Source organism: Brucella sp. (assembly GCF_032066345.1).
GTDB classification, from domain to species: domain Bacteria; phylum Pseudomonadota; class Alphaproteobacteria; order Rhizobiales; family Rhizobiaceae; genus Brucella; species Brucella pseudogrignonensis.
Genome location: NZ_DAMBKZ010000001.1, coordinates 94,042 through 118,136, shown reverse-complemented (window position 1 = coordinate 118,136; position 24,095 = coordinate 94,042). Strand labels below are relative to the sequence as shown.

The window sequence follows — 24,095 nt, the reverse complement described above, 5'->3', positions numbered from 1 at the left end:
CATTATGAGGCAGTCCACAACCAGTGCTTCGGTCCATAATTGGAGTGTCGAACTCCTTAATTCAAGCTGCTTTAAGGGGCAGCATTCATAGAATCGTCATCTATCCTGCGCCGTCACGGGAATTTGTACAATAACAAGCGCTCGTTGTATTCAGCATCAGCCAAGACATAGACAAGAAAAAGGCCGCTTGCGCGGCCTTTTCCAAAAGTTCTCGCAATCGTCAGGCCGACGCATTGCCCTTTTCTTCCTGCCGCTCAGCGTAGATATAGAGCGGACGAGCGCTGCCATCCACAACATCACCGGAAATGACCACTTCCTGCACGCCTTCCAGCGTTGGAAGCTCGAACATCGTGTCGAGCAGGATCTTTTCCATGATCGAGCGCAGGCCGCGAGCACCGGTCTTGCGTTCAACTGCCTTGTTGGCAATCGCGCGCAGAGCGTCGTCGTGGAAGCTCAGCTCGACACTTTCCATGTCGAACAGACGCTGATACTGCTTCACGAGCGCGTTCTTTGGCTCGGTCAGGATCTGTACCAGCGCATCCACATCCAGATCTTCCAGAGTGGCGATAACAGGCAGACGACCGACGAATTCCGGAATGAGACCGAATTTCAGCAGATCTTCGGGTTCCAGTTCCTTGAACACGTCACCGATACGACGCTCATCAACCGACTTCACGTTTGCACCGAAACCAATCGATGTCTTCTCGCCGCGTGCCGAGATGATCTTGTCGAGACCAGCAAAAGCGCCGCCGCAGATGAACAGGATGTTCGTCGTATCCACCTGCAGGAATTCCTGCTGCGGATGCTTGCGACCGCCCTGCGGCGGTACGGAAGCAACGGTGCCTTCCATGATCTTCAGAAGCGCCTGCTGAACGCCTTCGCCCGACACGTCGCGGGTGATCGAAGGATTGTCCGACTTGCGGCTGATCTTATCGACTTCGTCGATATAAACGATGCCGCGCTGTGCGCGTTCAACGTTGTAATCAGCCGACTGAAGCAGCTTTAGAATGATGTTTTCGACGTCTTCACCGACATAGCCGGCTTCTGTGAGCGTCGTGGCATCAGCCATGGTGAACGGAACATCGATAATGCGTGCGAGTGTCTGAGCAAGATAGGTCTTGCCGCAACCCGTAGGGCCAACCAACAGAATGTTGGACTTCGCCAGTTCGATGTCGCTGCTCTTCGTCTGATGCGCGAGACGCTTGTAGTGATTGTGCACGGCTACAGCGAGAACGCGCTTGGCGCCCTTCTGGCCGATGACATAATCGTCAAGAACGTCCATAATTTCCTGCGGCGTAGGTACACCTTCGCGCGATTTCACCATCGAGGTTTTGTTTTCCTCGCGGATGATGTCCATGCAAAGTTCGACGCACTCGTCGCAGATAAATACGGTCGGGCCTGCAATCAGCTTACGAACTTCATGCTGGCTTTTGCCACAGAACGAGCAATAAAGCGTATTCTTTGAATCGCCGCCGCTGTTGCTGACTTTGCTCATTGCAGTTTCCTTTCAATTGACTGAATTGAACGCTATTCCGCGATGCGCCCACTTCAATCGTTTCTTCCGGTTCGGATCCAATTGAGGGAACAATACACCGTCGCCTCAATGGTCGTATCAGCAGTCAAAACGCACTGCTTACATTCTCTGGATTCCAGTCACCGCAGGCTTCCCGACCGAAGAAGCCTGTTTTGGCGACTTTTGCAGAACCTTAGGCGGGGAACAATTGAAAAATCGCCATTCCTGCCAGTTTCTGCACAATCTGAGTGATTTTAGCGCCCTGAACCCCAACAGATGCTTAACGCCACTCGTTAACCTTCAGGTACGAACAACAAATAAGCCGCTTTTGTGGCAAAGAGCGCCAAAATATGGAGAGGCAGTCAAACTGCCTCCTCAAAATTACTTGGCTTCTTCAGTGCCTGCGTCGCGCGATTCGATCACCTTATCGATCAAACCGAACTCGAGAGCTTCCTGTGCGGTCATGAAATGATCGCGATCAAGGGTACGCTCAATCGTCTCATAATCGCGACCGGTGTGCTTGACGTAGGTTTCATTCAGACGGCGCTTCATCTTGATGATGTCCTGCGCATGACGCTCGATATCCGACGCCTGCCCCTGGAAGCCGCCCGAAGGCTGGTGAACCATGATGCGGGCATTTGGCAACGCATAACGCTGGCCAGTGGCGCCTGCAGTCAGAAGCAGCGAGCCCATGGAAGCAGCCTGGCCCATGCAGAGCGTGGAAACAGGAGGCTTGATGAACTGCATCGTGTCGTAGATCGCCATGCCGGACGTAACAACGCCACCTGGCGAATTGATGTACATGTTGATCTCTTTCTTCGGGTTTTCAGACTCGAGGAAGAGCAACTGCGCGCAAATCAGCATCGACATGCCATCTTCGACAGGACCGTTGACGAAGATGATGCGTTCTTTCAGCAAGCGCGAGAAAATATCATAGGCCCGCTCGCCACGGTTGGTCTGCTCGACCACCATCGGCACGAGGTTCATGACGGTTTCAATGGGATCTCTCATAATGGGCCTCTGCATATTTATGGCGAATATGAATCGTACGGATATTCCATACATAGGGCTTTGCAGCCCTGTTCCGCAAGATGCCGATCAATCCCAGTCGGAATCCTGTTCGACAGGCTTAATGCCGCGTTTCTCATCGAGCATTTTGCGTGCCGTTTCAGTCAGGCGTGCCTGAATACGAACAGAGCCATCTTCCAGATCTTCGCGCTTCACGTCGCTGCCATGCTGGTACATCCAGTCGAGGATACGAAGCTCGGACGGAGAAAGCACAACATCAACAGTGCCAAGCGCGCCTGCAATGCGGGTCTCGATCAAAGAAAGCAACCTGTCAACGCCTTCACCCGTCCAGGCTGAAAGCGGGATCGGACGTCCCTCCTCGCTGCCTGCAGCAGCCAGACGGGAAGCCGCTTCACGGCCAGCTTCGTCCAGATTGTCGATCTTGTTCCATATCTGGATCACGCGCTTATGATCATGCGGCTCGACGTCGAGACCAGCCAGAATGCTTTCGACATCCTCGGCCTGTGCTGCATTGTCGGGGTCAGAAATGTCGCGGACATGCAGAATCAGATCGGCCTCAACCACTTCTTCCAGTGTTGCACGGAATGCAGCAACCAGATGGTGCGGAAGGTTCGAAATGAAACCCACAGTATCCGACAGAATAACCGTCTCGCCATGCGGCAAACGAATACGACGCAATGTCGGGTCGAGCGTGGCGAACAGCATATCTTCCGCCAGCACATCCGCGCCCGTCATACGATTGAACAGCGTTGATTTGCCCGCATTCGTATAACCAACGAGCGCGACAACCGGATGCGGCACCTTGCGGCGCTTCTGCCGGTGCAGCGTACGCGTACGCACAACCGTTTCAAGCTCACGCTTGATCTTCAAAATCTTGTCTTGAAGCATACGTCTGTCGGCTTCGATCTGCGTTTCACCCGGACCACCGAGGAAGCCGCTACCGCCGCGCTGACGCTCAAGGTGGGTCCAGCTTCGTACAAGACGGCCCTTCTGATAGTTCAGATGCGCAAGCTCTACCTGCAACGCACCTTCCTTGGTGCGCGCTCTCTCGCCGAAAATCTCGAGAATGAGGCCGGTACGGTCAATAACCTTGACGTTCCACTCCTTTTCAAGATTGCGCTGCTGCACAGGCGTCAGCGCATGATCAACGATAACAAGGCCAATCGCCTTTTCTTTGACGACTTCAGCAACAGCTTCAACCTTGCCGGTTCCCAGAAGGGTCGCAGGCCTCGGCTGATTGACGATCACGTTTTCGGCATGGGCAATTTCGAGATTGATCGCACGCGCAAGACCGACGGCTTCTTCCAGCCGCGCTTCATTGGAGCGCTGGAACTGGGGTCTCTCGCCTTCTTCACTTGCAGTGCTTGTATTGTGCCGCTCTGGCAAAATTGGAACGATAACCGCCGCTCTTGTGGGTTCTGGTTCAGACACACCAAATCCCTTGTTTTCATCGGCAGGCGATACGTTCTTACCCTTGAATTTCGACAAATAAACTTACTCCGGGATACGGAAACGAACTATCCAGCAGATAGGTCTCCGCACTTGCGGTTTCAAACAGAAGACGCCCCGGCTAATCAAATCATGATCCATATTGCCCAAACCGGACGTGGATCGGAATCGAAAAAACTGGAGCGGTGTGACAGTTTCAAGAGATCACCACGCTCCAGTATAAAACTGGTCAGTTATAAACTGATAAGCGTCAGACTTCCTCACCCTCGAACATCTGTACCGGCTGGCTCGGCATGATGGTCGAAATTGCATGCTTGTAAACAAGCTGCGAATGACCATCGCGACGCAGCAATACGCAGAAATTGTCAAAGGACGTCACGATACCCGTGAGCTTCACGCCATTAATAAGGAAGATGGTCAGTGAAATTTTCTGCTTGCGTACAGAATTGAGGAAAAGGTCTTGAAGATTTTGCGATCGTTCAGCCATTGTTTTTATTCCTTTAATCGATCAGCAGTTTGTTCGTTTAATGCCAGACGAACACGCGCACACACATAAATCAAGCACCCGGATTGCGCAAAGCCTGGCACTGATCGCAATTGCTGTGGAAAGACAACTGCTTCGCTCTTTAGCTTCGGTTAACAGGATGGGAATCTTTGCGCAACCAGCAAATTCAAATGCAGGCAAGCAATTCTTTCTAGGCACCAACGGATGAGCACTGATTTTGCTCGAAAGAAAGTGGCTCACCAAGCAGCGGTCTCACGCGGTCAATCGCCCACATATAGAAGCTTCCCGGTTGCATCGAGACGACTTCCTTATGCTTCTTATGGATATGAAAGCCAATGAAATCAGGATGTTTGGTAGGTTCAATCCCATAAGCCGGATCGTAAATCCGCGTCGCTTCCTTACCGACCCAGTAATAGAAATTCTCCTGCGGAGCTGCATTTCTGAAGATGCCATACTTGCGCGCCAGCCGGGATATGCCGTCATTTCCAAAAATAGTGATTCCAATGGCGGCGGGCGTAACTTCCTTACCGATCACGCGATAATAAAGCGGGCGCAGCTTTCCACGTCGCAATCCAAGCCAACGCGGCAACGGATAGCTGGCAGCCACATAAGCTTCAAATTCGCGGATAATCGGATGGTCATGCGGCAGATAAAGCGCGGACACGCCAACGCGGAATCGATTCTCGCGCGCGAGATATGGCTTTGACGGGTCGGGATGAAACTGCTTGAGCAGGTAAACATCCGTATCGAGCCACACACCCTGCTGATGCTTCATCAGCATTATACGGAAAATATCGCTGAACTGAACGATCGTCGTCCGGCTGTGGAAATTCGGATAGCCGGGATCAAGACGCTTAAACACCAGCTCAGGCAGAATGCTGCTGGCATCGTGTAGTTCGACGCCCGCTGGCACGTTCTCGATCGGCGCGTATGAAAACAGCTTCACACGCTGACCGGTCATCACCATCGATGCCAGACAGATGCGATCAACATCGCGCAGCCGCGGCCCATACCAGAAAGTGCAGATATCCATGAATGACACCGAGGAAGAAGAACTGCGGCATCATATAAAGATCAGCTAATAAAATAGATACATCAAATTGCTAGCTAGAAGAACTCGAGGCTTACGCGGAACATTTGCTCCACATGCTTGATAGCATCAGCGGTCGCAAAGATCACAACACGGTCTTTCGGCTTGATGCGAACATTGCCATTGGGCTGGATAACCTGTCCGTCGCGATAGATTGCGCCGATTCGCAGGCCTTCCGGCAGATCGAGATCGCGCAGAGGCGCACCGACCAGCGACGACGTCTCAAGCGCTTCCGCCTCAATGATTTCCGCCATGTCCCGATAGACACTATAGACGGCACGGATACGACCACGCCGGACATGCTGCAATATCTTCGATACGGTAACGGCTTTCGGATTGATATAGGCGTCAATCCCCACCATGTGGGTGAAATCCTGATACGCAACCGTATTGATCAAAGCCATATTGGCCTTACAGCCAAGGCGCTTGGCCATGATACTGGAGAGGATATTGACCTGATCCTGATTGGTCAGCGCCACAAAAAGATCGGCGTCCTCGATATCGGCTTCCTGCAAAAGTGCCTGGTCAAGCGCACTGCCATGCAGAACCATGGTCCGGTTGAGCTGGTCGGCAATCGCGAAGGCGCGCTCGTGCTCGCTCTCGATCATCTTGATACGCGTCTGCCACTTACGCTCTTCAATAGCCTTGGCGACATAAAGCCCGATATTGCCACCGCCTGCGATAACAATACGATGCGCTTCCGGCTTCTCATGCCCGAACAATGACAGCGTTCTGCGGACCTGCTCGCGGGTCGTGACGACATAGGCAAGATCACCGGCATGTAGTTGATCGTTGGAGCGTGGAATAAACAGGCTACCATTGCGCACAACGCCCACGACTGTCGCAGCCAGTCCAGGAAAAAGGTCGGACAGCTGTTTCAGCGGCGTATTGATAACCGGGCATTCTTCCAGACATTCGATGGCGAGACCGATGATCTTATCATCGGCAAATCGCAGCACATCGGTCGCGCCCTGTAAGGCGATGCGCCGCAAAACCACTTCACCGACCTCAAGCTCCGGCGAGATAATCACATCAATGGGCAGGTTTTCGCGCAGGAACAGGTCCTGATATTCGGCCTTGAGATAAGACTGTGCGCGAATGCGCGCAATCTTGGTCGGCACATTGAAAACCGAATGCGCCACCTGACAGGCCACCATGTTGACTTCGTCAGACAGCGTCACCGCAATAATCATATCGGCTTCGTTGGCACCGGCGGCGGCGAGCACATCTGGTTGCGAGCCATGGCCGACGAAGCCACGCACATCCAGTGTGTCGCGGACAATCTCGATATGGCGCGCGGACGTATCAATGACGGAGACGTCATTTTCTTCGGCAGCAAGCCGCTCGGCAATACCATAGCCGACCTGCCCTGCTCCGCATACGATTACACGCATATCATCCCGCCTACTTGAATATTAAACGCCGAGCGACTTCAGCTTGCGATGCAATGCCGAGCGTTCCATGCCGACAAATTCAGCCGTACGCGAGATATTGCCACCAAAGCGATTGATCTGCGCGATGAGATATTCCTTCTCGAAACGCTCGCGCGCCTCACGCAACGGCAATGCCATGATGTGCTGATCGGATTCAGTCGGCGCGCGCGGCAGCGTGTCGCCAATTTCTGCAGGCAGAAGATCAGCGGTTACAGGTGCTTCCGGATCATCGCCACGCGCCAGAATCATCAGGCGTTCAACATTGTTGCGCAGCTGGCGAATATTGCCCGGCCAGCTATGCGCCTGCAGAACTGCCATGGCGTCAGATCCGATCTTGCGCGGCTTGATACCGGCCTGCTCGGCAATCTGCGTCATGAAATACTCGACCAGCGATGGAATGTCTTCGCGGCGCGCTGCAAGCGGTGGCACATGCACAGGCACCACAGAAAGGCGATGGAAAAGGTCTTCGCGGAAAGTACCCTCGGCAATCATGCCTTCAAGGTTCTGTGCCGTAGAGGAAATGATGCGGACATCCACCTTCACGCGCTTGGTTCCGCCAACGCGTTCAAACTGCTGATCGACGAGAACGCGCAAAATCTTGTTCTGCGTTTCGCGCGGCATGTCGGCGACTTCATCAAGATAAAGAATGCCGCCATGCGCTTCCTCAAGCGCACCGACCTTGCGTTCACCACCATCCATTTCGGTGCCGAAAAGCTCGATTTCCATACGCTCCGGCGTAATGGTTGCAGCATTGACGGTCACGAATGGGCCATTGGCGCGGCTCGATTGCGCATGAATGGCGCGTGCCGCCAGCTCTTTACCCGCACCCGAAGGGCCGGTGATCATGATGCGGCTATTGGTTGGTGCAACGCGCTCGATGGTCTGGCGCAGCTGGTTGATCGCAAGTGACGCGCCAATGAGTTCCATACTGTTGCCGCCGCGCTTGCGCAGATTTGAAACCTCACGCTTCAGCTTCGACGTTTCCAGCGCACGTTCGGCAACCAGAATGAGACGATCCGCCTTGAAAGGCTTTTCGATAAAATCATAAGCACCGCGACGGATCGCAGACACAGCCGTTTCAATATTGCCGTGACCGGAAATCATCACCACTGGCAGATCGGGATGCTGCTTCTTGATTTCATCGAGCAGTGCAAGACCATCAAGACGGCTGCCCTGCAACCAGATATCGAGAAACACCAAACGTGGCACGCGATCATCAATCGCCGCAAGCGCACTATCGGCATCAAAGGCTGTGCGGGTTTCATAGCCTTCGTCGCTGAGGATACCTGCAACGAGTTCCCGAATATCCGCTTCGTCATCAACTACAAGAATATCGGCTGCCATATCAGTTCACCTGTCCAATTATCTCGTTTCCGGGATTTCCCTCTTCCACACCGGATGGACCGGCGGAAACCTCAGGAAAGATCATACGTATCATTGCGCCACGTCCTCCGTGGAAATCTGCTGGCGCATCATGCAATTCCAAATGTCCGCCGTGGTCTTCCACGATCTTGCGGACGATAGCGAGGCCAAGACCCGTGCCTTTTTCTCGCGTCGTCATATAAGGCTCCAGGAGCTTCTGACGATCATCACCCGGCAGACCTTTGCCGTTATCGATGACATCGACGATCAGGTTCCCGTCCGCCTTCATTGAGCGCACAAGAATATGCCCCTCGCCGCGCTCTTCCTTGGGCACAGCATCAATTGCTTCACTGGCATTCTTGATGACGTTGCCAAATGCCTGACCGAGCAAGCGGCTATCAAACGAACCAATCAGCTTTTCAGAACCATATTCATTGGCGAACTGAATATCCTGACGGCTGACTTCAATGAGGAACGATGCTTCCCGCAGCGCCTCGCGCATATCCATGGCCTTCATTTCAGGCTTGGGCATACGCGCAAAAGCGGAGAATTCATCGACCATACGACCAATATCGCCGACCTGACGAATGATCGTATCGGTGCATTGATCGAAGACTTCGCGATCCTCGGTAATCACCTTGCCATAACGACGACGAATGCGTTCAGCCGAAAGCTGGATCGGTGTGAGCGGGTTTTTGATCTCATGTGCAATGCGGCGCGCAACATCAGCCCATGCAGACGAACGCTGTGCCTGAACGAGATCGGTAATGTCATCAACGGTGACGACATAAGAGTGATCATCGGATTCCGCATCCTCAACAGTTACCTGCACGTTGAAGGTACGCGCAACACCACCACGAGTCATGCTGACCTGCTCGCGATGAACAGTGCGACCCGTCGTGCGGGCAACTTCAAAAGCCTGCCCGATTTCAGGAGCAATGCTGCTTAGACTCTTGCCAATTGCATCCTCTGAGCTGACCCCGAACATATGCTCGGCAGAGCGATTGAGGATCGAAATCGAGCCATCCGTTTCGATGCCGATAACACCGGCTGTAACGCCCGAAAGCACGGCTTCGGAGAAGCGACGGCGTTCATCGATCTGGTCTTTCGCCGACAGAAGTTCGTTACGCTGGCTCTTAAGCTCGGCGACCATGTTGTTGAAGGTGCCCGAAAGCGCACCAACGTCACCATCCGACGAGCGTACCGGCACAGAAATATCGAGATTGCCAGCAGCCACATCATCAGCAGCACCAATCAGAAGCCTGATCGGGCGAACCAGACGGTCAGCAACGGCAATACCGGTCCAAATAGCCGATAACAGGACAATGAGAGTCAGACCAAAATAGAGAAGAGCAAAAGCGATCTGGGTCGGAATGCGCGTAGCATCCATCTCCTGATAGCGTTCTGTATTGGCTTTCATCAGACGCATTGCGTCCAATATCTGCTGATCGATAGCCCGAACCGTATAAAGATACAGATCCGGTATTTCGCGCATCTTGATAACAGCGCCGACGAAGTTCAGATCACCCGGGGGGATGATAACCGGCTTACCGTCAGAGGCTGTTTGCAGAGCATCTTCGGTAGGAGGTGGAAGTCGTGTTTCCACACCAGTTTCGCTTTTAACGATAACAGTGCCGTCTTCACGAACCAGAAATGCACCGAGCAGCCCGCGGCCACCGGCTTGCAGCGTCATATAGCGGATGAACCCACCCCTATCGAGACTGTAAAGCGTGCGTTGAGCATCCAGCTCCTGCAGCATCGAAAAAGACGTGCTCTGCAAGTTAAGTGCCGTATCGCGGAGATAGGAGTCGGCCAAACTCTGGGACGAACTCACGATATCGCGTGTATTCGTATCAAACCACCGATCAAGTCCGAGATTAAGCGTCACGGAAGCGACAATTGCCACCACGATTGCCGGAACGGCCGCAATCAATGAGAACAGCGCGACGATGCGGACATGCAGACGAGAAGCTGCTTTTCCCGATCTGCGAGCCGATACGATACGGAAAATCTCGCGGCAAATCAGCAGGATAAGAAAAACAATTAGCGCAACATTGACGATAACCAACGCAATCGTCACGTTGCGATCAGGCGTGATTGGCGTGATACCGATAAGGATGGCAAAAGAAATTGACGCTGTAACCAGCGCCAACACAACGGTAATAATACCGGGCAATGCAAGAAGCCTGCGCCCCTCACCGCCTTGCGATGATCGCCCCACCTTATCCATATCCGTCGTCAGATTCGCTGTATTCATGTTAACCATGTTACCCAATAGCGTTGCATCTATGCAACGCATTGTGGCGAAAATGCAACGATTGTTTACAGCTTAAATAAGACTTCGCGAAACTGTGAGCGGTCTTACTGCCCGGTTTCTACTGCTTTGTGCCCCGATAGATGTTCACGCCAAGCTCTCTGATCTTCTTACGCAACGTATTGCGATTAAGTCCAAGAATCTCAGCAGCCTTGATCTGATTACCCCGCGTTGCGGTCAGACAAGCAAGAATCAGCGGATATTCCAGTTCCGCCAGCACGCGATGATAAAGCCCTGGTGGGGGCAAATCAGCACCAAACGATGCGAAGTATCGCTGCATATTCTGCTCAACCACCTGCGATATGGTGATGTTTTCAATGTCGCCCGCAACCGCAATTGGAATATCAGGCTTTGAAAGCTCTGATTTCAGCTCGGTCTCGATGATTTCCGGCGAAATCTCATCCTGCGGATAAAGCGCTGAAAGCCTGCGCACGAGATTTTCGAGTTCGCGCACGTTACCCGGCCACGGATAGCGACGCATCATTTCAATGCCAGCGGGCGTAATGCGTTTCTCTGGCAGGCCTTCTTCGGCAGCGCGCTTGAAGAAATGACGAACCAGATCAGGCACATCTTCGCTGCGCTCACGAAGTGGTGGCAAGCGCAGTGGTACCACATTCAGACGATAATAAAGGTCTTCGCGGAACAGACCCTGTGCGATGAGCTGGCGCAAATCCTTGTTGGTCGCGGCCACGATGCGCACATCAGTCTTGATCGGCGTGCGGCCACCAACCGTCATATATTCGCCCTGCTGCAACACGCGCAGCAAGCGCGTCTGCGCTTCCATCGGCATGTCGCCGATTTCGTCAAGGAACAGCGTACCACCATTGGCCTGCTCAAAACGTCCGCTTGAACGGTTCTGCGCGCCGGTAAAGGCACCCTTTTCATGACCAAACAGTTCGGATTCGATCAGATCACGCGGAATTGCAGCCATATTGATGGCAACAAACGGTCCTTTGCGACGGCGACCATATTCGTGCAGCGCACGCGCGACCAGTTCCTTGCCTGTGCCCGACTCACCTGTGACCATCATGGTCAGGTCGGTTTGCATCATACGGGCCAAGACGCGATAGATTTCCTGCATGGCTGGCGAACGGCCAACGAGCGGCATATTTTCTGCCTGCTCATCCTGCAACACGGCAGCTGGCTTATGCTTTGGCTCTGAAAGCGCACGGCCAACAATATTGATGAGCTCTGTCAGATCGAACGGCTTTGGCAGATATTCATAAGCTCCCGCTTCCGAAGCCCGGATCGCGGTCATGAATGTATTTTGCGCGCTCATCACCACAATCGGCAGATCGGGGCGCATTTTCTTGATGCGTGGCAGCAGATCAAACGCATTTTCGTCTGGCATATTGACGTCGGTAATCACCAGATCGCCATCGCCAGCCGCCACCCAGCGCCACAGCGAGGTCGCGTTGGATGTAACCCGAACATCGTAGCCAGCACGCGAAAGTGCCTGATTAAGCACTGTGCGAATTGCAGCATCGTCATCCGCAACGAGAATCGTACCTGTCGGACGTCCGGCAATCATGCGTTATCTCCTGTCTTTGCAGACATGCTTGGGCTCTTGGAGCCCGTGTTATCAGCAGAACTTTTCCATGCAGGCATCAGAATGCGGAATGTGGTGCGCGATGGATGACTGTCGCACTCGATCACACCGCCATGATCTCCAATGATTTTGGCCACAAGCGCCAGTCCGAGACCTGACCCGTTGGTCTTGGTCGTCACAAACGGATCAAACAGGTGCGGCAGCATATCTTCCGGCACGCCCGGACCATTATCATGGACGCAGAACTCAAGTGGCAGCGCAACACGATCACTGGCGCCCGGCACTTGCAGGCGAATGCCCGGACGATAAGCCGTCGAGAGCGTGATCTCGGCACCTTCACGGTCGCCAAGCGCCTCGGCAGCATTTTTCACCAGATTGAGGAAAACCTGCACAAGCTGATCGCGATTGGCATAAACCGGCGGCAGCGACGGATCATATTCCTCGACAAAGCGGATATGCCGCGCGAAACCGTTTCGCGCCAACGTCTTCACATGATCCAGCACCGAATAGATATTGACCGCCGTGCGCTCGATAGGCCGCTCATCGGAAAACACTTCCATACGATCAACGAGCTTCACGATGCGATCTGTTTCATCGGTAATCAACCGTGCCAATGCGCGATCTTCATCACCAACCACCTGTTCAAGCAGTTGAGCGGCCCCGCGAATGCCTGAAAGCGGGTTTTTGATCTCATGCGCCAGCATGGAAGCAAGCCCCGTCACCGAACGTGCGGCTCCGCGATGGGTCATCTGACGGTCGATCTTCTCCGCCATGGTCTTTTCTTTAAACAGAATAACCACAGCACCCGGCGTTTCGATGACCGGCGCCACGTAAAGATCGACAATGCGTTCGGCACCGAGTTTTGGCGATGAAATATCGACGCGATACTCGTTCACCGGAACCTGAGCGGTGCGAACCTGATCGACAAGAGCGAGCAACGGACTGCCGAAAGGCAAAAAAGATTCAAGACGGTTACGCGCCAGAATGGACGAACCCGAGCGGAAAAACTGCTCCGCATCCATATTGGCATAAACAATATGATTGTCGGCGCTGACCATAATGACAGGCTGATTGATTGCATCCAGAATGATTGCTGGAATGCCGTTCGTTTCACCTCTAACGCCCATCACGCGACCTTTCTGTCTGCTTCACGCAGAAAAACGCGGGTCAATGCCGCGACAACCGCTTCCGGGTCGATGAGCGTCATGATTTCAGCCTTGTCTGCGGGAGAAAATGCTTCGACTGCATGGCGATCCAGATACCAGCCAAGATGCTTTCTTGAATGGCGAATACCCGTCTTGCTGCCATAATGGTCGAGCATATCTTCGTAATGTCTTATAATATAAGAAAGAATGCCACCCTGCGACCGCGGTGCGAAATCGCTGCCTGCGATCAAGCCTGCAAGCCAGGGCTGACCATAGGAAGCGCGTCCGACCATCACGGCATCAGCGCCTGAGCGACGCAGCAATTCTTCCGCATCCTCGCGTGACGACACATCGCCATTGGCGACAAGTGGAATCTTCACGACATCGCGTACCGCATGAATGGCGTCCCAGTCGGCTGTGCCTTCATAAAACTGGCAGCGTGTGCGTCCATGAACCGTCACCATCGCAATACCGGCATCTTCGGCACGCTTTGCGAGTTCCGGTGCGTTGATACTGTTTTCGTCCCAGCCAAGACGCATTTTCAGCGTAACAGGCACTTTCACGGCATTAACGGTTGCTTCAATCAACGTCATGGCATGATCAAGATCGCGCATAAGGGCTGAACCCGAATAGCCGCCTGTCACTTTCTTGGCAGGGCAGCCCATATTGATGTCGATAATATCCGCGCCCTCGCCTTCGGCGATGATGGCAGCTTCGCCCATCCAGTGCGCTTCGCTGCCTGCAAGCTGCACGACATGCGTGCCAAGCCCTTCGCCGGATAAGCGCAACATGCTTTCCCTATGGCGATTGCAGAGTTCAGCACTTGCCACCATTTCCGAAACAACCATGCCCGCGCCAGCCTCGGCGGCGCGCTTTCGGAACGGAAGATCGGAAACGCCTGACATGGGCGCGAGAAATACGCGGTTTGGCAGTGTCACACCGCGTATATTCAGAGGTTGTTCAAGGGTAGCCACCAAGAAATGCCCATTTGATGTGCATGATGCAATTAGCACACACTTTAATCACTCAATGCATTGAACGCAAGGAAAAGCGCGTAGCTGCGATGATAAATCGATTGCCGTCTGGCAATTATTTGCGCAAGGCATTATTCCGCATGTAACTAGATGAATCTTTTGGCGAAGGCGACCGACATTTCACGGGCAGCAGCAGTCATCGTAGCCGCAGGACGCGGCGAACGGGCGGGACAGAGCACTGAAGGGCCGAAGCAATATCGGCGGATCGGCGGCGAAGCAGTGCTTTCGCGCACGCTGCGTGCTTTTGCGCATTGCGCTGAGATCGACCAGATCATCGTGGTCATCCATGCCGATGATGCGGCACTTTATGAAAATGCCGTTACCGAATATTATGAGAATGTGCGCGTTGTCACCGGTGGACCGACGCGACAGGAATCCACGCGACTTGGATTGCTGGCGCTCAACAAGAACGCCCCTGACTATGTCCTCATCCATGATGGTGTGCGTCCATTCATTGAGCAGGAATTGCTTGCACGCATATTCGACAATCTGACACCGCAGGAAGGCGTGCTGCCTGCCCTTGCCGTTTCGGACACGCTGAAGCAATCGGCCAGTGATGGCACTGTCAGAACAACTGTCCCTCGTGCTGGTCTTTTTGCAGCACAGACGCCACAGGCCTTTCCATTTAATCCGATCCTGGACGCCCACGAAAAAGCTTATCTCAGCGGCCGGTCGGATTTTACCGACGATGCCTCGATTGCGGAAGCTTATGGACTTTCCGTGCGTATTATCGAGGGTTCGGCAGACAATACCAAACTCACATGGGCCAAAGATATTGAAATGGCCGACAAACGCTTGAGGCATGGCATGACTTCATTTCCAGATATCCGCACCGGCAATGGCTATGACGTTCACAGTTTCGAGCCGGGCGATCATGTCACGCTTTGCGGCGTGGCCATTCCGCACAACAGGAAACTGAACGGTCATTCGGATGCCGACGTGGCCCTCCACGCACTGACCGATGCCCTGCTTGCCACACGCGGCGCAGGCGATATTGGCACACATTTCCCGCCTTCCGATCCGCAGTGGAAGGGCGCTGCATCGCATATCTTCGTTGAACATGCGGTCAAGATCGTGCGTGAAGCCGGTGGTCGTATCGCCAACGCGGATGTGACAATCATCGCTGAAGAACCTAAGATCGGTCCGCATCGCCCCGCAATGATGGAAGCCATGGCCAATATGCTCGGCATTTCGCATGACCGTGTTTCCGTCAAAGCGACCACCAACGAGAAAATGGGCTTTGTTGGTCGCGGCGAAGGCATTGCTGCTATCGTTACGGCAACAGTGATCTATCCCGGTGAGGTTCCAGAATGACACTTGTTGCGGAAGCCCAGGCAATCGACGTACTCAACGCTTGCCGCAAACACGGCATCATGATTGCGACAGCAGAATCCTGCACAGGCGGGCTTATCGCGGCAGCACTCACCGATATTGCGGGTTCGTCTGATGTTGTGGACCGCGGCTTTGTCACCTACTCCAATGAAGCCAAGAATGAGATGATCGGCGTCCCGATGGAGCTGATCAACCAGGTGGGTGCGGTTTCAAAAGAAGTGGCAATAGCCATGGCAGAAGGCGCGCTGAACAATTCACGCGCCGGCATCAGCATTGCCGTTACCGGTATTGCCGGCCCCGGTGGCGGGTCAGCAGAAAAGCCGGTCGGTCTTGTGCACATTGCCAGCGCGCGCAAAGGTTTTGCCACGCTACACAAAGAATGCCGTTTTGGTGAAAAGTCACGCGAAGACATTCGGCACGAAACCGTGCTTTCTGCGCTGGCACTGGTCCTTGAGGCGCTGAACTCTAAAGCCTAAGCCAGACCGTAAATCGCGTCAGCACGCTTCTCAAAGGCTTCTGAGAACTTGCGGAAAGCCAGATCGAACATTGATCCCATCAACAGCCCAAGCGTGCGACTTTTGAATTCATAGTCGATGAAGAATTCGACGTCACATTCATAACCATCGCTCACCGGCTTAAATGTCCAGCTATTGTCGAGATAGCGGAACGGGCCATCGACATATTTCACGTCGATGACGTTTTCGTCTGGCTTCAGAAGCACCTGACTGGTGAATGTCTCGCGGATCAGCTTATACCCAACCGTCATGTCGGCGATCAGAAGCGTCTTGCCTTCCCGCTCCTTTCGGGAGCGAATTGAGAGTGCTTCGCACATCGGCAGGAATTGCGGATATTTTTCAACATCCGATACCAGGGCAAACATCTGGTCTGCCCTGTGATGAACGCGTCTGACATTCGTAAATTGCGGCATGCGAATTTAAGCCTGTGCTGCAACCTGCGCTTCGCGAGCAGCCTTAAGCTTTGCGAAATCGTCACCGGCATGGTGCGATGAACGCGTCAGCGGGCTGGACGCAACGAGCGCAAAGCCCTTGGTACGACCAATCGTCTCGAAAGACTTGAATTCGTCTGGCGTCACGAAACGGATCACCGGATGGTGCTTGCGGGTTGGCTGGAGATACTGACCGATGGTCATGAAATCCACTTCAGCAGAACGAAGGTCGTCCATCAGCTGAAGGATTTCGTTCCGCTCTTCGCCAAGACCAACCATGATGCCGGACTTCGTGAAGATTGTCGGGTCGAGTTCCTTCACGCGCTGCAACAGGCGGATCGAATGGAAATAACGAGCGCCCGGGCGAACCTTGAGATACTTCGACGGAACCGTTTCCAGATTGTGATTAAACACGTCAGGGCGTGCCTTGACCACGATCTCAAGCGCGCCTTCCTTGCGCAGGAAGTCTGGCGTAAGGATTTCAATCGTCGTCTTCGGAGTCGCCGCGCGGATCGCGCGAATAACCTCGGCAAAATGCTGTGCTCCGCCATCGGCCAGATCGTCACGGTCAACAGAGGTAATAACGACGTGCGTAAGGCCCATCTGCTTGACAGCCTTAGCGACATTTTCCGGCTCATTTGGATCAAGAGCCGTTGGGATACCGGTCGATACGTTACAGAAAGCACAGGCGCGGGTGCAGATTTCGCCCATGATCATGAAGGTCGCGTGCTTCTTTTCCCAGCACTCGCCAATGTTCGGGCAACCTGCTTCTTCGCAAACGGTCACAAGCTTGTTCGAGCGGACGATCTCGCGCGTCTCGTTATAGCCGCGCGAAACCGGGGCCTTGACGCGGATCCAGTCCGGCTTCTTCAGAATTTCGGTGTCTGGACGGTGAGCCTTTTCAGGGTGCCGCTGACGTCTCTGGTTCACTGTATCGAGAACTGTAACCATGCTGTTTCCTGCCTATCTGAAACAAATGCCTGAGAGCTGATCTGTTCCAATAATGGGTAGACCCCTGACTTAACGCTTGCCCTAACAATTTGATACGCTGCAATGCAATGGCATTTGCTGCGGCTTACCGTCTCGCTGCCATACCTAATGCTCTGAAAACCAACGCCCAGATGAGGCCAAACAGAAAGCCGCCTAATCCGAGAGCGAATGTCAGTATCCAGACGCCGTACCAGCCAGCGATAGCCATTCCGTTGACCGATATGGTGTTTCCGCCGAGCAAGCTCAAGCTTCCTGCCAGAAAGCCTAAAGCAAGACCGCCTGTCGTACACCATTTAATCATGGGCCAAGCGGCACGCCGCCATGGCCCTCCATTTTCAATCAGCGGAATGAGTTCACTCCTTTAAGAGCGTTTCCTCGTGAATTGAATTCAAAGTTTGAAAACCGACATTTGCACAACACTTGTTGTGAAGAGGTGCAAATGTCGGAATCAGATCTCTGAATTACATATTCAGCGCGCGGCCATATGCATCCAGTACGCTTTCCTTCATCGTTTCGGAAATCGTTGGATGCGGGAAGACCGAGTGCATCAGTTCTTCTTCAGTGGTTTCAAGGTTCATCGCAACGACGAAGCCCTGAATAAGTTCGGTCACTTCGGCGCCAACAAGATGCGCGCCCAGCAGCTGTCCGGTCTTCTTGTCGAAGATCGTCTTGACCAGTCCCTGATCTTCACCAAGTGCAATCGCTTTACCGTTTGCTACAAATGGGAAACGACCGACACGAATGTCGAGGCCTTTTTCCTTTGCCTTGGCTTCAGTCAAACCAACCGATGCAACCTGTGGGTTACAATAGGTGCAGCCTGGGACCATATTGCGGTCAAGCGGATGAACATTTGGCAGACCAGCAATCTTTTCAACGCAGATCACAGCTTCATGCTCAGCCTTGTGAGCGAGCATCGGCGGACCAGCAACGTCACCAATCGCATAAATGCCGTCAACATTGGTCTTGCAATAAGCGTCGATGGCAATGCAACCACGATCAGTCTTAACGCCAAGTGCTTCAAGGCCAATATTTTCGATATTGCCCTGAACGCCAACAGCCGAAATCATGCGATCAACGGTGAGTGTCTGAACCTTGCCATCCTTGGTTTCGATATGAGCGGTCACATTGTTTGCGCCCTTCTCAACTTTGGAAACCTTGGCTTCGGTGATGATCTTGAGACCGCGCTTTTCCAGCTGCTTGCGTGCGAAAGCCGAAATTTCCGCATCTTCAACAGGCATGATCTGCGACATCAGTTCAACGACGGTAACATCAACGCCCATGTCGTTATAGAACGAGGCAAACTCAATGCCGATTGCGCCCGAACCCATGACCAGCATGGTTTTCGGCAGTTCCTGCGGCACCATCGCTTCAAAGTAAGTCCAGATCAGCTTGCCATCTGGCTCAATGCCTGGAAGCGCACGCGGACGCGCACCTGTTGCAACGATGATGTGCTTAGCCTTGTAAGTGCCCTCGCCAAGTGTGTTCTTCGGCTGAGGTGCCTGTGGCAACATCGGCGCCTTGGAAGTCTTGGAAACGACGATTTCACCCGGCTTGGAAAGCTTTGCTTCGCCCCAGATCACATCGATCTTGTTCTTCTTCATCAGGAAGCCGACGCCACCGTTCATGCGCTCGGCAATGCCGCGCGAACGGGAAACAACAGCCTTGATATCGGCAGTGATTGAACCTTCAAGCTTCAGACCATAATTTTTGGCATGATCAGCGAGGTGCTTCACTTCAGCCGAACGCAGAAGCGCTTTGGTCGGGATACAACCCCAGTTGGAGCAGATGCCAGCGAGATGTTCGCGCTCTACAACAGCCGTCTTGAGCCCGAGCTGTGCTGCGCGGATCGCCGCAACATAGCCTCCAGGACCGGATCCGATAACAATAACGTCGTAAGTGTCGGCCATATTGTTCCTGCCTTTGCTCAGTTCACATTCCGGGTAAGCAATACCCAGTCATGAACTTTGTCCTGCCCGATACGCTTCACAGCTTCGAGCCGTTCCATTTCTTCAAATCCATAACCGCGATAAAGCGAAAGCGCTACGCTATTATGGCTTTCTGTTATCAGGCTGAGACTGGCGTTCCCGCTCAGTTTTGCCTGCTCGATTTCATTTGCAACGAGTGCGCGACCGATGCTCTTGCCACGAAATTTCTGATAAACGGCAACGCTGTCTATAAAACGACTGCCGATCACCTTGCATTGAAGTGCAATAATTTGAGCCAGAACCTCGTTCTGTGGCTTTAGCTCATGCAAGCTTTCGTCCAGAGTAAAACCGATGGATAATCCAGCTGTAACGCCATCCCACTCGGCGATGGTCGTTCCTTGCCAGCCCTCCATGCCAGCTTCCTGCATCTGACGTAAGCCCGCCTCCATCACGGTCTCAGCGTCGCAATCATGCATAACACTTTGCCACAACCAATGTGCGAAGCCATGAGAAGAGATATCGACCAAAATGGCTATCTCGGCAGCATCATGGCGTTCAGCCGGGCGAAGCTTGAGTAGTCCTGCCATTCAAAACCTCAAGCGCCGCATTCTGAGAATGCGGCGCATTTAAAGGCCATCCAATCAGACCAGCATACCCATCGGGTTTTCGATGTGACGCTTGAAGGCCTGTGCAAGTTCAGCAGCCAGAGCACCATCGACAGCACGGTGATCGGTGGAAAGGGTTACGGACATAACCGTCGCAACCTTGATTTCACCGTTCTTGACCACTGCGCGCTGTTCGCCCGCACCGATTGCGAAGATCGTCGCATGAGGTGGGTTGATGATTGCTGCAAAGTCCTTCACGCCGAACATGCCGAGGTTGGACACAGAGGTCGAACCACCCTGATATTCATCAGGCTTGAGCTTGCGATCACGCGCACGCTTGGCAAGGTCCTTCATCTCGTTGGAGATGGCGGACAGCGTTTTGGATTCCGACTGACGCACGATTGGCGTAATCAGACCGCCAGGGATCGACACAGCAACGCCGACATCCGCACGCTTGTGCTTGATCATGCCGCCTTCAGTCCAGGAGACGTTGGCTTCAGGAATGTCACGCAGCGCAAGAGCAACAGCCTTGATCACCAGATCGTTGACAGAAAGCTTGTAGGCCGGAACCTCGCCCTTCTCCGTCTTGGTCAGTGGTGCAGCCGAATTGATCTGCGAACGCAGAGCCAGAAGCGCATCGAGTTCGCAATCGATCGTCAGATAGAAATGCGGAACAGTCTGCTTCGATTCAACCAGACGGCGGGCAATGGTCTTGCGCATACCGTCGTGAGGAACGATTTCGTATGTGCCCTCTTCAAAGAGCTTGAGGATGGCATCATCCGACTGAGGCTTTGGTGCCGATGCAGCTGCCTGCGGTGCAGCCGCAGCAGCCTTAGTGCCGCCAGACTTGATTGCAGCTTCAACGTCACGCTGAACGACACGGCCATGAGGACCAGTGCCTTTAACAGCGGAAACATCAACGCCTGCATCCTTTGCGATACGACGAGCAAGCGGCGATGCGAAAACGCGATCTCCCTTGTTTTCGGCGCCACTATTAGTAGCAGGAGCAGCCGCTGGGGCTTCAGCCTTTGCAGGCGCCGGGGTTGCTGCGGGTGCAGCTTCCTTCTTTGGCTCTTCCTTAGGCGTTTCAGCCTTAGCTACTGCCTTTGGTGCAGGAGCGGAATCGCCGCCTTTGGCTGCTTCTGCAACATCCTCGCCGTCTTCGGCGAGGATTGCGATCAGCGCATTGACCTTGACGCCTTCGGTTCCAGCAGGAACGACGAGCTTGGCAACAACACCTTCATCGACAGCTTCGACTTCCATCGTCGCCTTGTCGGTTTCGATCTCAGCGATCACATCGCCGGACGTAACCTTGTCGCCTTCTTTGACCAGCCACTTGGAGAGATTGCCCTCTTCCATGGTTGGTGAAAGTGCTGGCATGGTGATTTTAATCGGCATGTCCAGTACCTCCTCAGGCGGTGTAGGTCACGGCTTTCACCGCTTCCACCACTTCTGCAACAGTTGGCAGAGCCAGCTTTTCGAGATTTGCCGCATATGGCATCGGAACGTCCTTGCCAGCGATCGTCAGGATCGGCGCATCGAGATAATCGAAAGCCTGCTGCATGACGCGGGTGGCAATTTCAGTGCCAACGGAAGACTGTGGGTAGCCTTCTTCAACGGTGACGAGACGACCGGTCTTCTTTACCGATTCAACGACCGTTGGAATATCCATTGGGCGGATGGTGCGCAGATCGATGATTTCGACATCGATGCCCTGTGCAGCCAGCTCTTCAGCAGCCTTGACCGCATAAGTCATGCCGATACCGAACGAAACGATGGTCGCGTCCTTGCCCTGCTTGTGAATGCGGGCCTTGCCGATTGGCAGAACGAAATCGTCAAGCTTCGGCACATCGAAATGATGACCGTAGAGAATTTCGTTTTCAAGGAAGATGACCGGATTCGGATCGCGGATAGCAGCCTTGAGGAGACCCTTCGCATCAGCAGCCGAGTAAGGCATAACGACCTTCAGGCCTGGGATCTGGCTGTACCAAGCGGCATAGCACTGGGAGTGCTGGGCAGCAACGCGGGCAGCAGCGCCCGAAGGACCGCGGAACACCATCGGTGCGCCCATCTGGCCACCCGACATATAAAGCGTCTTCGCAGCCGAATTGATGATCTGGTCAATCGCCTGCATGGCGAAGTTGAAGGTCATGAATTCGACAATCGGCTTCAGGCCAGCCATTGCAGCACCAACGCCGACGCCGGCAAAACCATGCTCGGTGATCGGGGTATCGACAACGCGGCGTGCGCCGAATTCGTCGAGAAGGCCCTGCGTGATCTTGTAGGCGCCCTGATATTCGGCAACTTCTTCACCCATGATGAAGACGTTCTCGTCGCGGCGCATTTCTTCAGCCATGGCGTCGCGCAGTGCTTCACGCACAGTCATCGAAACCATTTCTGTACCGGCTGGAATGTCCGGATCGGAAGCAACTTCAACTTTCGGAGCAGCAGGCACGCTATCGGCCTTCTTTTCTTCAGCCTTTGGTGCTTCTTTTGCTTCTTCTTTCGGTGCTTCTGCTTTTGCAGCAGGAGCAGAACCGATGTCGGAGGCGCTTTCGCCATCGCCGAGCAGAACAGCAATTGGCGTGTTGACCTTCACGCCTTCGGTTCCTTCTGCGATGAGAATTTTACCGACGGTGCCTTCGTCAACAGCTTCGACTTCCATCGTCGCCTTATCGGTTTCGATTTCAGCGATCACGTCACCGGATGTGACCTTGTCGCCTTCTTTTTTCAGCCACTTGGACAGTTTGCCTTCTTCCATCGTCGGGGAAAGGGCAGGCATGAGAATTTCTACGGGCATGACAATACCTTTCCTGAATTAGAGCAGAATATCCGTGTAGAGCTCGGAAACATCCGGCTCCGGATCGTTTTGAGCGAAATCGGCCGAATCAGCGACGATGTCGCGGACTTCCTTGTCGATTTCCTTCAGCTCTTCTTCAGTGGCCCAGTTATTTTCAATCAGGCGCTGTTTGACCTGTTCAATCGGATCGTGCTCGGAGCGCATCTTCTGCACTTCGTCCTTCGAACGATACTTCGCAGGATCGGACATCGAGTGACCGCGATAACGATAGGTTTCCATTTCAAGAATCAATGGACCCTTGCCAGCACGCGCCCATTCAGCAGCGGCTTCAGCAGCAGCAGCAACGGCGCGAACGTCCATGCCGTCAACCTTGATGCCCGGAACGTTGAACGAAACGCCGCGCTTGGAGAAATCTGTTTCAGCGGAAGAACGCGAAACCGACGTGCCCATTGCATAGCGGTTGTTTTCGATCACGTAGATCACCGGAAGCTTCCACAGCGATGCCATGTTGAAAGCTTCATAGACCTGGCCCTGATTGGCCGCGCCATCACCGAAATAGGTGACGGAGATATTGTCATTGCCGCGATACTTGTTCGCAAAGGCAAGACCAGTGCCAAGAGGAACCTGAGCGCCGACGATACCATGACCGCCGTAAAAGCCCTTTTCCTTCGAGAACATGTGCATGGAGCCGCCCTTGCCCTTGGAGTAACCTCCACGGCGGCCGGTAAGCTCGGCCATAACGCCACGCGCTTCCATGCCGGTTGCCAGCATGTGACCATGGTCACGATAGGAAGTGATGATCTGATCACCTTCCTTGAGCGCACTCTGCATACCAACGACGACAGCTTCCTGACCGATATAAAGGTGACAGAAGCCACCAATAAAGCCCATACCGTAAAGCTGTCCTGCCTTTTCTTCGAAACGGCGGATCAACAGCATTTCACGGTAAGCGTTCAGTTCCTGCTCTTTAGTGAAATCAGCTGGCGCTGGAGTCTTGGGAACATTCCCAAAAGACGCCTGCGATTTTCCAGCCGACGCCTTATTAGCCTTCGGTGCCATATCTCGCTCCCTACA

At 53.7% G+C, this 24,095-nt stretch carries 21 protein-coding genes and 1 pseudogene; 2 read left to right on the top strand and 20 right to left on the bottom strand.

All coding sequences use genetic code 11. The features are described from left to right. Positions 1 to 220 precede the first annotated feature (220 nt). From clpX to dusB, 12 genes and pseudogenes are all read right to left on the bottom strand, one after another. Positions 221 to 1,495 carry an ATP-dependent Clp protease ATP-binding subunit ClpX gene (gene clpX, locus RT142_RS00640; RefSeq protein ID WP_007875108.1) on the bottom strand — a complete coding sequence of 425 codons (1,275 nt, stop codon included), beginning with the start codon at positions 1,493 to 1,495 and terminating at the stop codon, positions 221 to 223. 399 nt (positions 1,496 to 1,894) lie between these two features. Then, on the bottom strand, positions 1,895 to 2,524 hold the full coding sequence (gene clpP / locus RT142_RS00635) for an ATP-dependent Clp endopeptidase proteolytic subunit ClpP (protein ID WP_007875110.1): 630 nt from the start codon (positions 2,522 to 2,524) through the stop codon (positions 1,895 to 1,897). 87 nt (positions 2,525 to 2,611) lie between these two features. Then, entirely contained in the window at positions 2,612 to 4,030 is a 1,419-nt protein-coding gene (gene hflX, locus RT142_RS00630) for a GTPase HflX (RefSeq protein ID WP_064320659.1), read from the bottom strand. A 211-nt stretch (positions 4,031 to 4,241) separates the two neighbouring features. Continuing rightward, positions 4,242 to 4,478, bottom strand: a complete 237-nt coding sequence (gene hfq / locus RT142_RS00625) for an RNA chaperone Hfq (protein ID WP_007875113.1) — start codon at positions 4,476 to 4,478, stop codon at positions 4,242 to 4,244. Between the two features lie 5 nt (positions 4,479 to 4,483). Further along, positions 4,484 to 4,712, bottom strand: a pseudogene (locus RT142_RS00620) (hypothetical protein). Next, on the bottom strand, positions 4,687 to 5,529 hold the full coding sequence (locus RT142_RS00615) for a hypothetical protein (protein WP_313026506.1): 843 nt from the start codon (positions 5,527 to 5,529) through the stop codon (positions 4,687 to 4,689). The pseudogene RT142_RS00620 and the gene RT142_RS00615 overlap by 26 nt, the downstream one beginning before the upstream one ends. Before the next feature lie 74 nt (positions 5,530 to 5,603). Then, entirely contained in the window at positions 5,604 to 6,980 is a 1,377-nt protein-coding gene (gene trkA / locus RT142_RS00610) for a Trk system potassium transporter TrkA (RefSeq protein ID WP_007875115.1), read from the bottom strand. Positions 6,981 to 7,001: 21 nt separating this feature from the next. Continuing rightward, positions 7,002 to 8,363 (bottom strand): sigma-54-dependent transcriptional regulator, encoded by a 1,362-nt coding sequence (locus tag RT142_RS00605; protein ID WP_007875116.1) that lies wholly within the window; start codon positions 8,361 to 8,363, stop codon positions 7,002 to 7,004. 1 nt (position 8,364) lies between these two features. After that, positions 8,365 to 10,680, bottom strand: coding sequence for a sensor histidine kinase NtrY-like (locus tag RT142_RS00600; RefSeq protein WP_064320662.1), 2,316 nt, complete (start codon positions 10,678 to 10,680; stop codon positions 8,365 to 8,367). 76 nt (positions 10,681 to 10,756) lie between these two features. Continuing rightward, positions 10,757 to 12,226 carry a nitrogen regulation protein NR(I) gene (ntrC, locus tag RT142_RS00595; RefSeq protein ID WP_007875118.1) on the bottom strand — a complete coding sequence of 490 codons (1,470 nt, stop codon included), beginning with the start codon at positions 12,224 to 12,226 and terminating at the stop codon, positions 10,757 to 10,759. After that, the gene (locus RT142_RS00590; protein WP_064320663.1) at positions 12,223 to 13,371 is read right to left on the bottom strand and encodes a two-component system sensor histidine kinase NtrB; all 1,149 of its coding nucleotides are present in this window, start codon (positions 13,369 to 13,371) and stop codon (positions 12,223 to 12,225) included. The genes ntrC and RT142_RS00590 overlap by 4 nt, the downstream gene beginning before the upstream one ends. Further along, entirely contained in the window at positions 13,371 to 14,363 is a 993-nt protein-coding gene (gene dusB, locus RT142_RS00585) for a tRNA dihydrouridine synthase DusB (protein ID WP_313026503.1), read from the bottom strand. Before dusB ends, RT142_RS00590 begins: the two co-directional genes overlap by 1 nt. A 150-nt stretch (positions 14,364 to 14,513) precedes the next feature. Here dusB and RT142_RS00580 point away from each other — a divergent pair, with 150 nt between their 5' ends. Continuing rightward, positions 14,514 to 15,737, top strand: a complete 1,224-nt coding sequence (locus tag RT142_RS00580) for a bifunctional 2-C-methyl-D-erythritol 4-phosphate cytidylyltransferase/2-C-methyl-D-erythritol 2,4-cyclodiphosphate synthase (protein ID WP_313026501.1) — start codon at positions 14,514 to 14,516, stop codon at positions 15,735 to 15,737. Beyond that, complete coding sequence (locus RT142_RS00575) at positions 15,734 to 16,231, top strand: CinA family protein (protein ID WP_105518605.1); 498 nt, start codon at positions 15,734 to 15,736, stop codon at positions 16,229 to 16,231. Before RT142_RS00580 ends, RT142_RS00575 begins: the two co-directional genes overlap by 4 nt. On the opposite strand, the gene RT142_RS00570 is transcribed toward RT142_RS00575, so the two are convergent. The 8 genes from RT142_RS00570 to pdhA all read right to left on the bottom strand — a co-directional run bounded on the left by RT142_RS00570 (position 16,228) and on the right by pdhA (position 24,080). Further along, positions 16,228 to 16,683 (bottom strand): type II toxin-antitoxin system RatA family toxin, encoded by a 456-nt coding sequence (locus RT142_RS00570; RefSeq protein ID WP_313026499.1) that lies wholly within the window; start codon positions 16,681 to 16,683, stop codon positions 16,228 to 16,230. The two genes, RT142_RS00575 and RT142_RS00570, sit on opposite strands and share 4 nt — an antisense overlap. Positions 16,684 to 16,689: 6 nt before the next feature. Next, the gene (gene lipA / locus RT142_RS00565; protein ID WP_112812785.1) at positions 16,690 to 17,652 is read right to left on the bottom strand and encodes a lipoyl synthase; all 963 of its coding nucleotides are present in this window, start codon (positions 17,650 to 17,652) and stop codon (positions 16,690 to 16,692) included. 124 nt (positions 17,653 to 17,776) lie between these two features. Continuing rightward, positions 17,777 to 17,992 (bottom strand): hypothetical protein, encoded by a 216-nt coding sequence (locus tag RT142_RS00560; protein ID WP_039859805.1) that lies wholly within the window; start codon positions 17,990 to 17,992, stop codon positions 17,777 to 17,779. Positions 17,993 to 18,152: 160 nt separating this feature from the next. Then, on the bottom strand, positions 18,153 to 19,598 hold the full coding sequence (lpdA, locus tag RT142_RS00555) for a dihydrolipoyl dehydrogenase (protein WP_007875138.1): 1,446 nt from the start codon (positions 19,596 to 19,598) through the stop codon (positions 18,153 to 18,155). 17 nt (positions 19,599 to 19,615) lie between these two features. Continuing rightward, the gene (locus tag RT142_RS00550; RefSeq protein WP_007875139.1) at positions 19,616 to 20,203 is read right to left on the bottom strand and encodes a GNAT family N-acetyltransferase; all 588 of its coding nucleotides are present in this window, start codon (positions 20,201 to 20,203) and stop codon (positions 19,616 to 19,618) included. Positions 20,204 to 20,257: 54 nt separating this feature from the next. After that, entirely contained in the window at positions 20,258 to 21,601 is a 1,344-nt protein-coding gene (locus RT142_RS00545) for a pyruvate dehydrogenase complex dihydrolipoamide acetyltransferase (protein ID WP_409558557.1), read from the bottom strand. A gap of 31 nt (positions 21,602 to 21,632) precedes the next feature. Next, complete coding sequence (locus RT142_RS00540) at positions 21,633 to 23,021, bottom strand: pyruvate dehydrogenase complex E1 component subunit beta (protein WP_112806570.1); 1,389 nt, start codon at positions 23,019 to 23,021, stop codon at positions 21,633 to 21,635. A gap of 18 nt (positions 23,022 to 23,039) precedes the next feature. Next, on the bottom strand, positions 23,040 to 24,080 hold the full coding sequence (gene pdhA / locus RT142_RS00535; RefSeq protein WP_007875142.1) for a pyruvate dehydrogenase (acetyl-transferring) E1 component subunit alpha: 1,041 nt from the start codon (positions 24,078 to 24,080) through the stop codon (positions 23,040 to 23,042). Positions 24,081 to 24,095 lie beyond the last annotated feature (15 nt).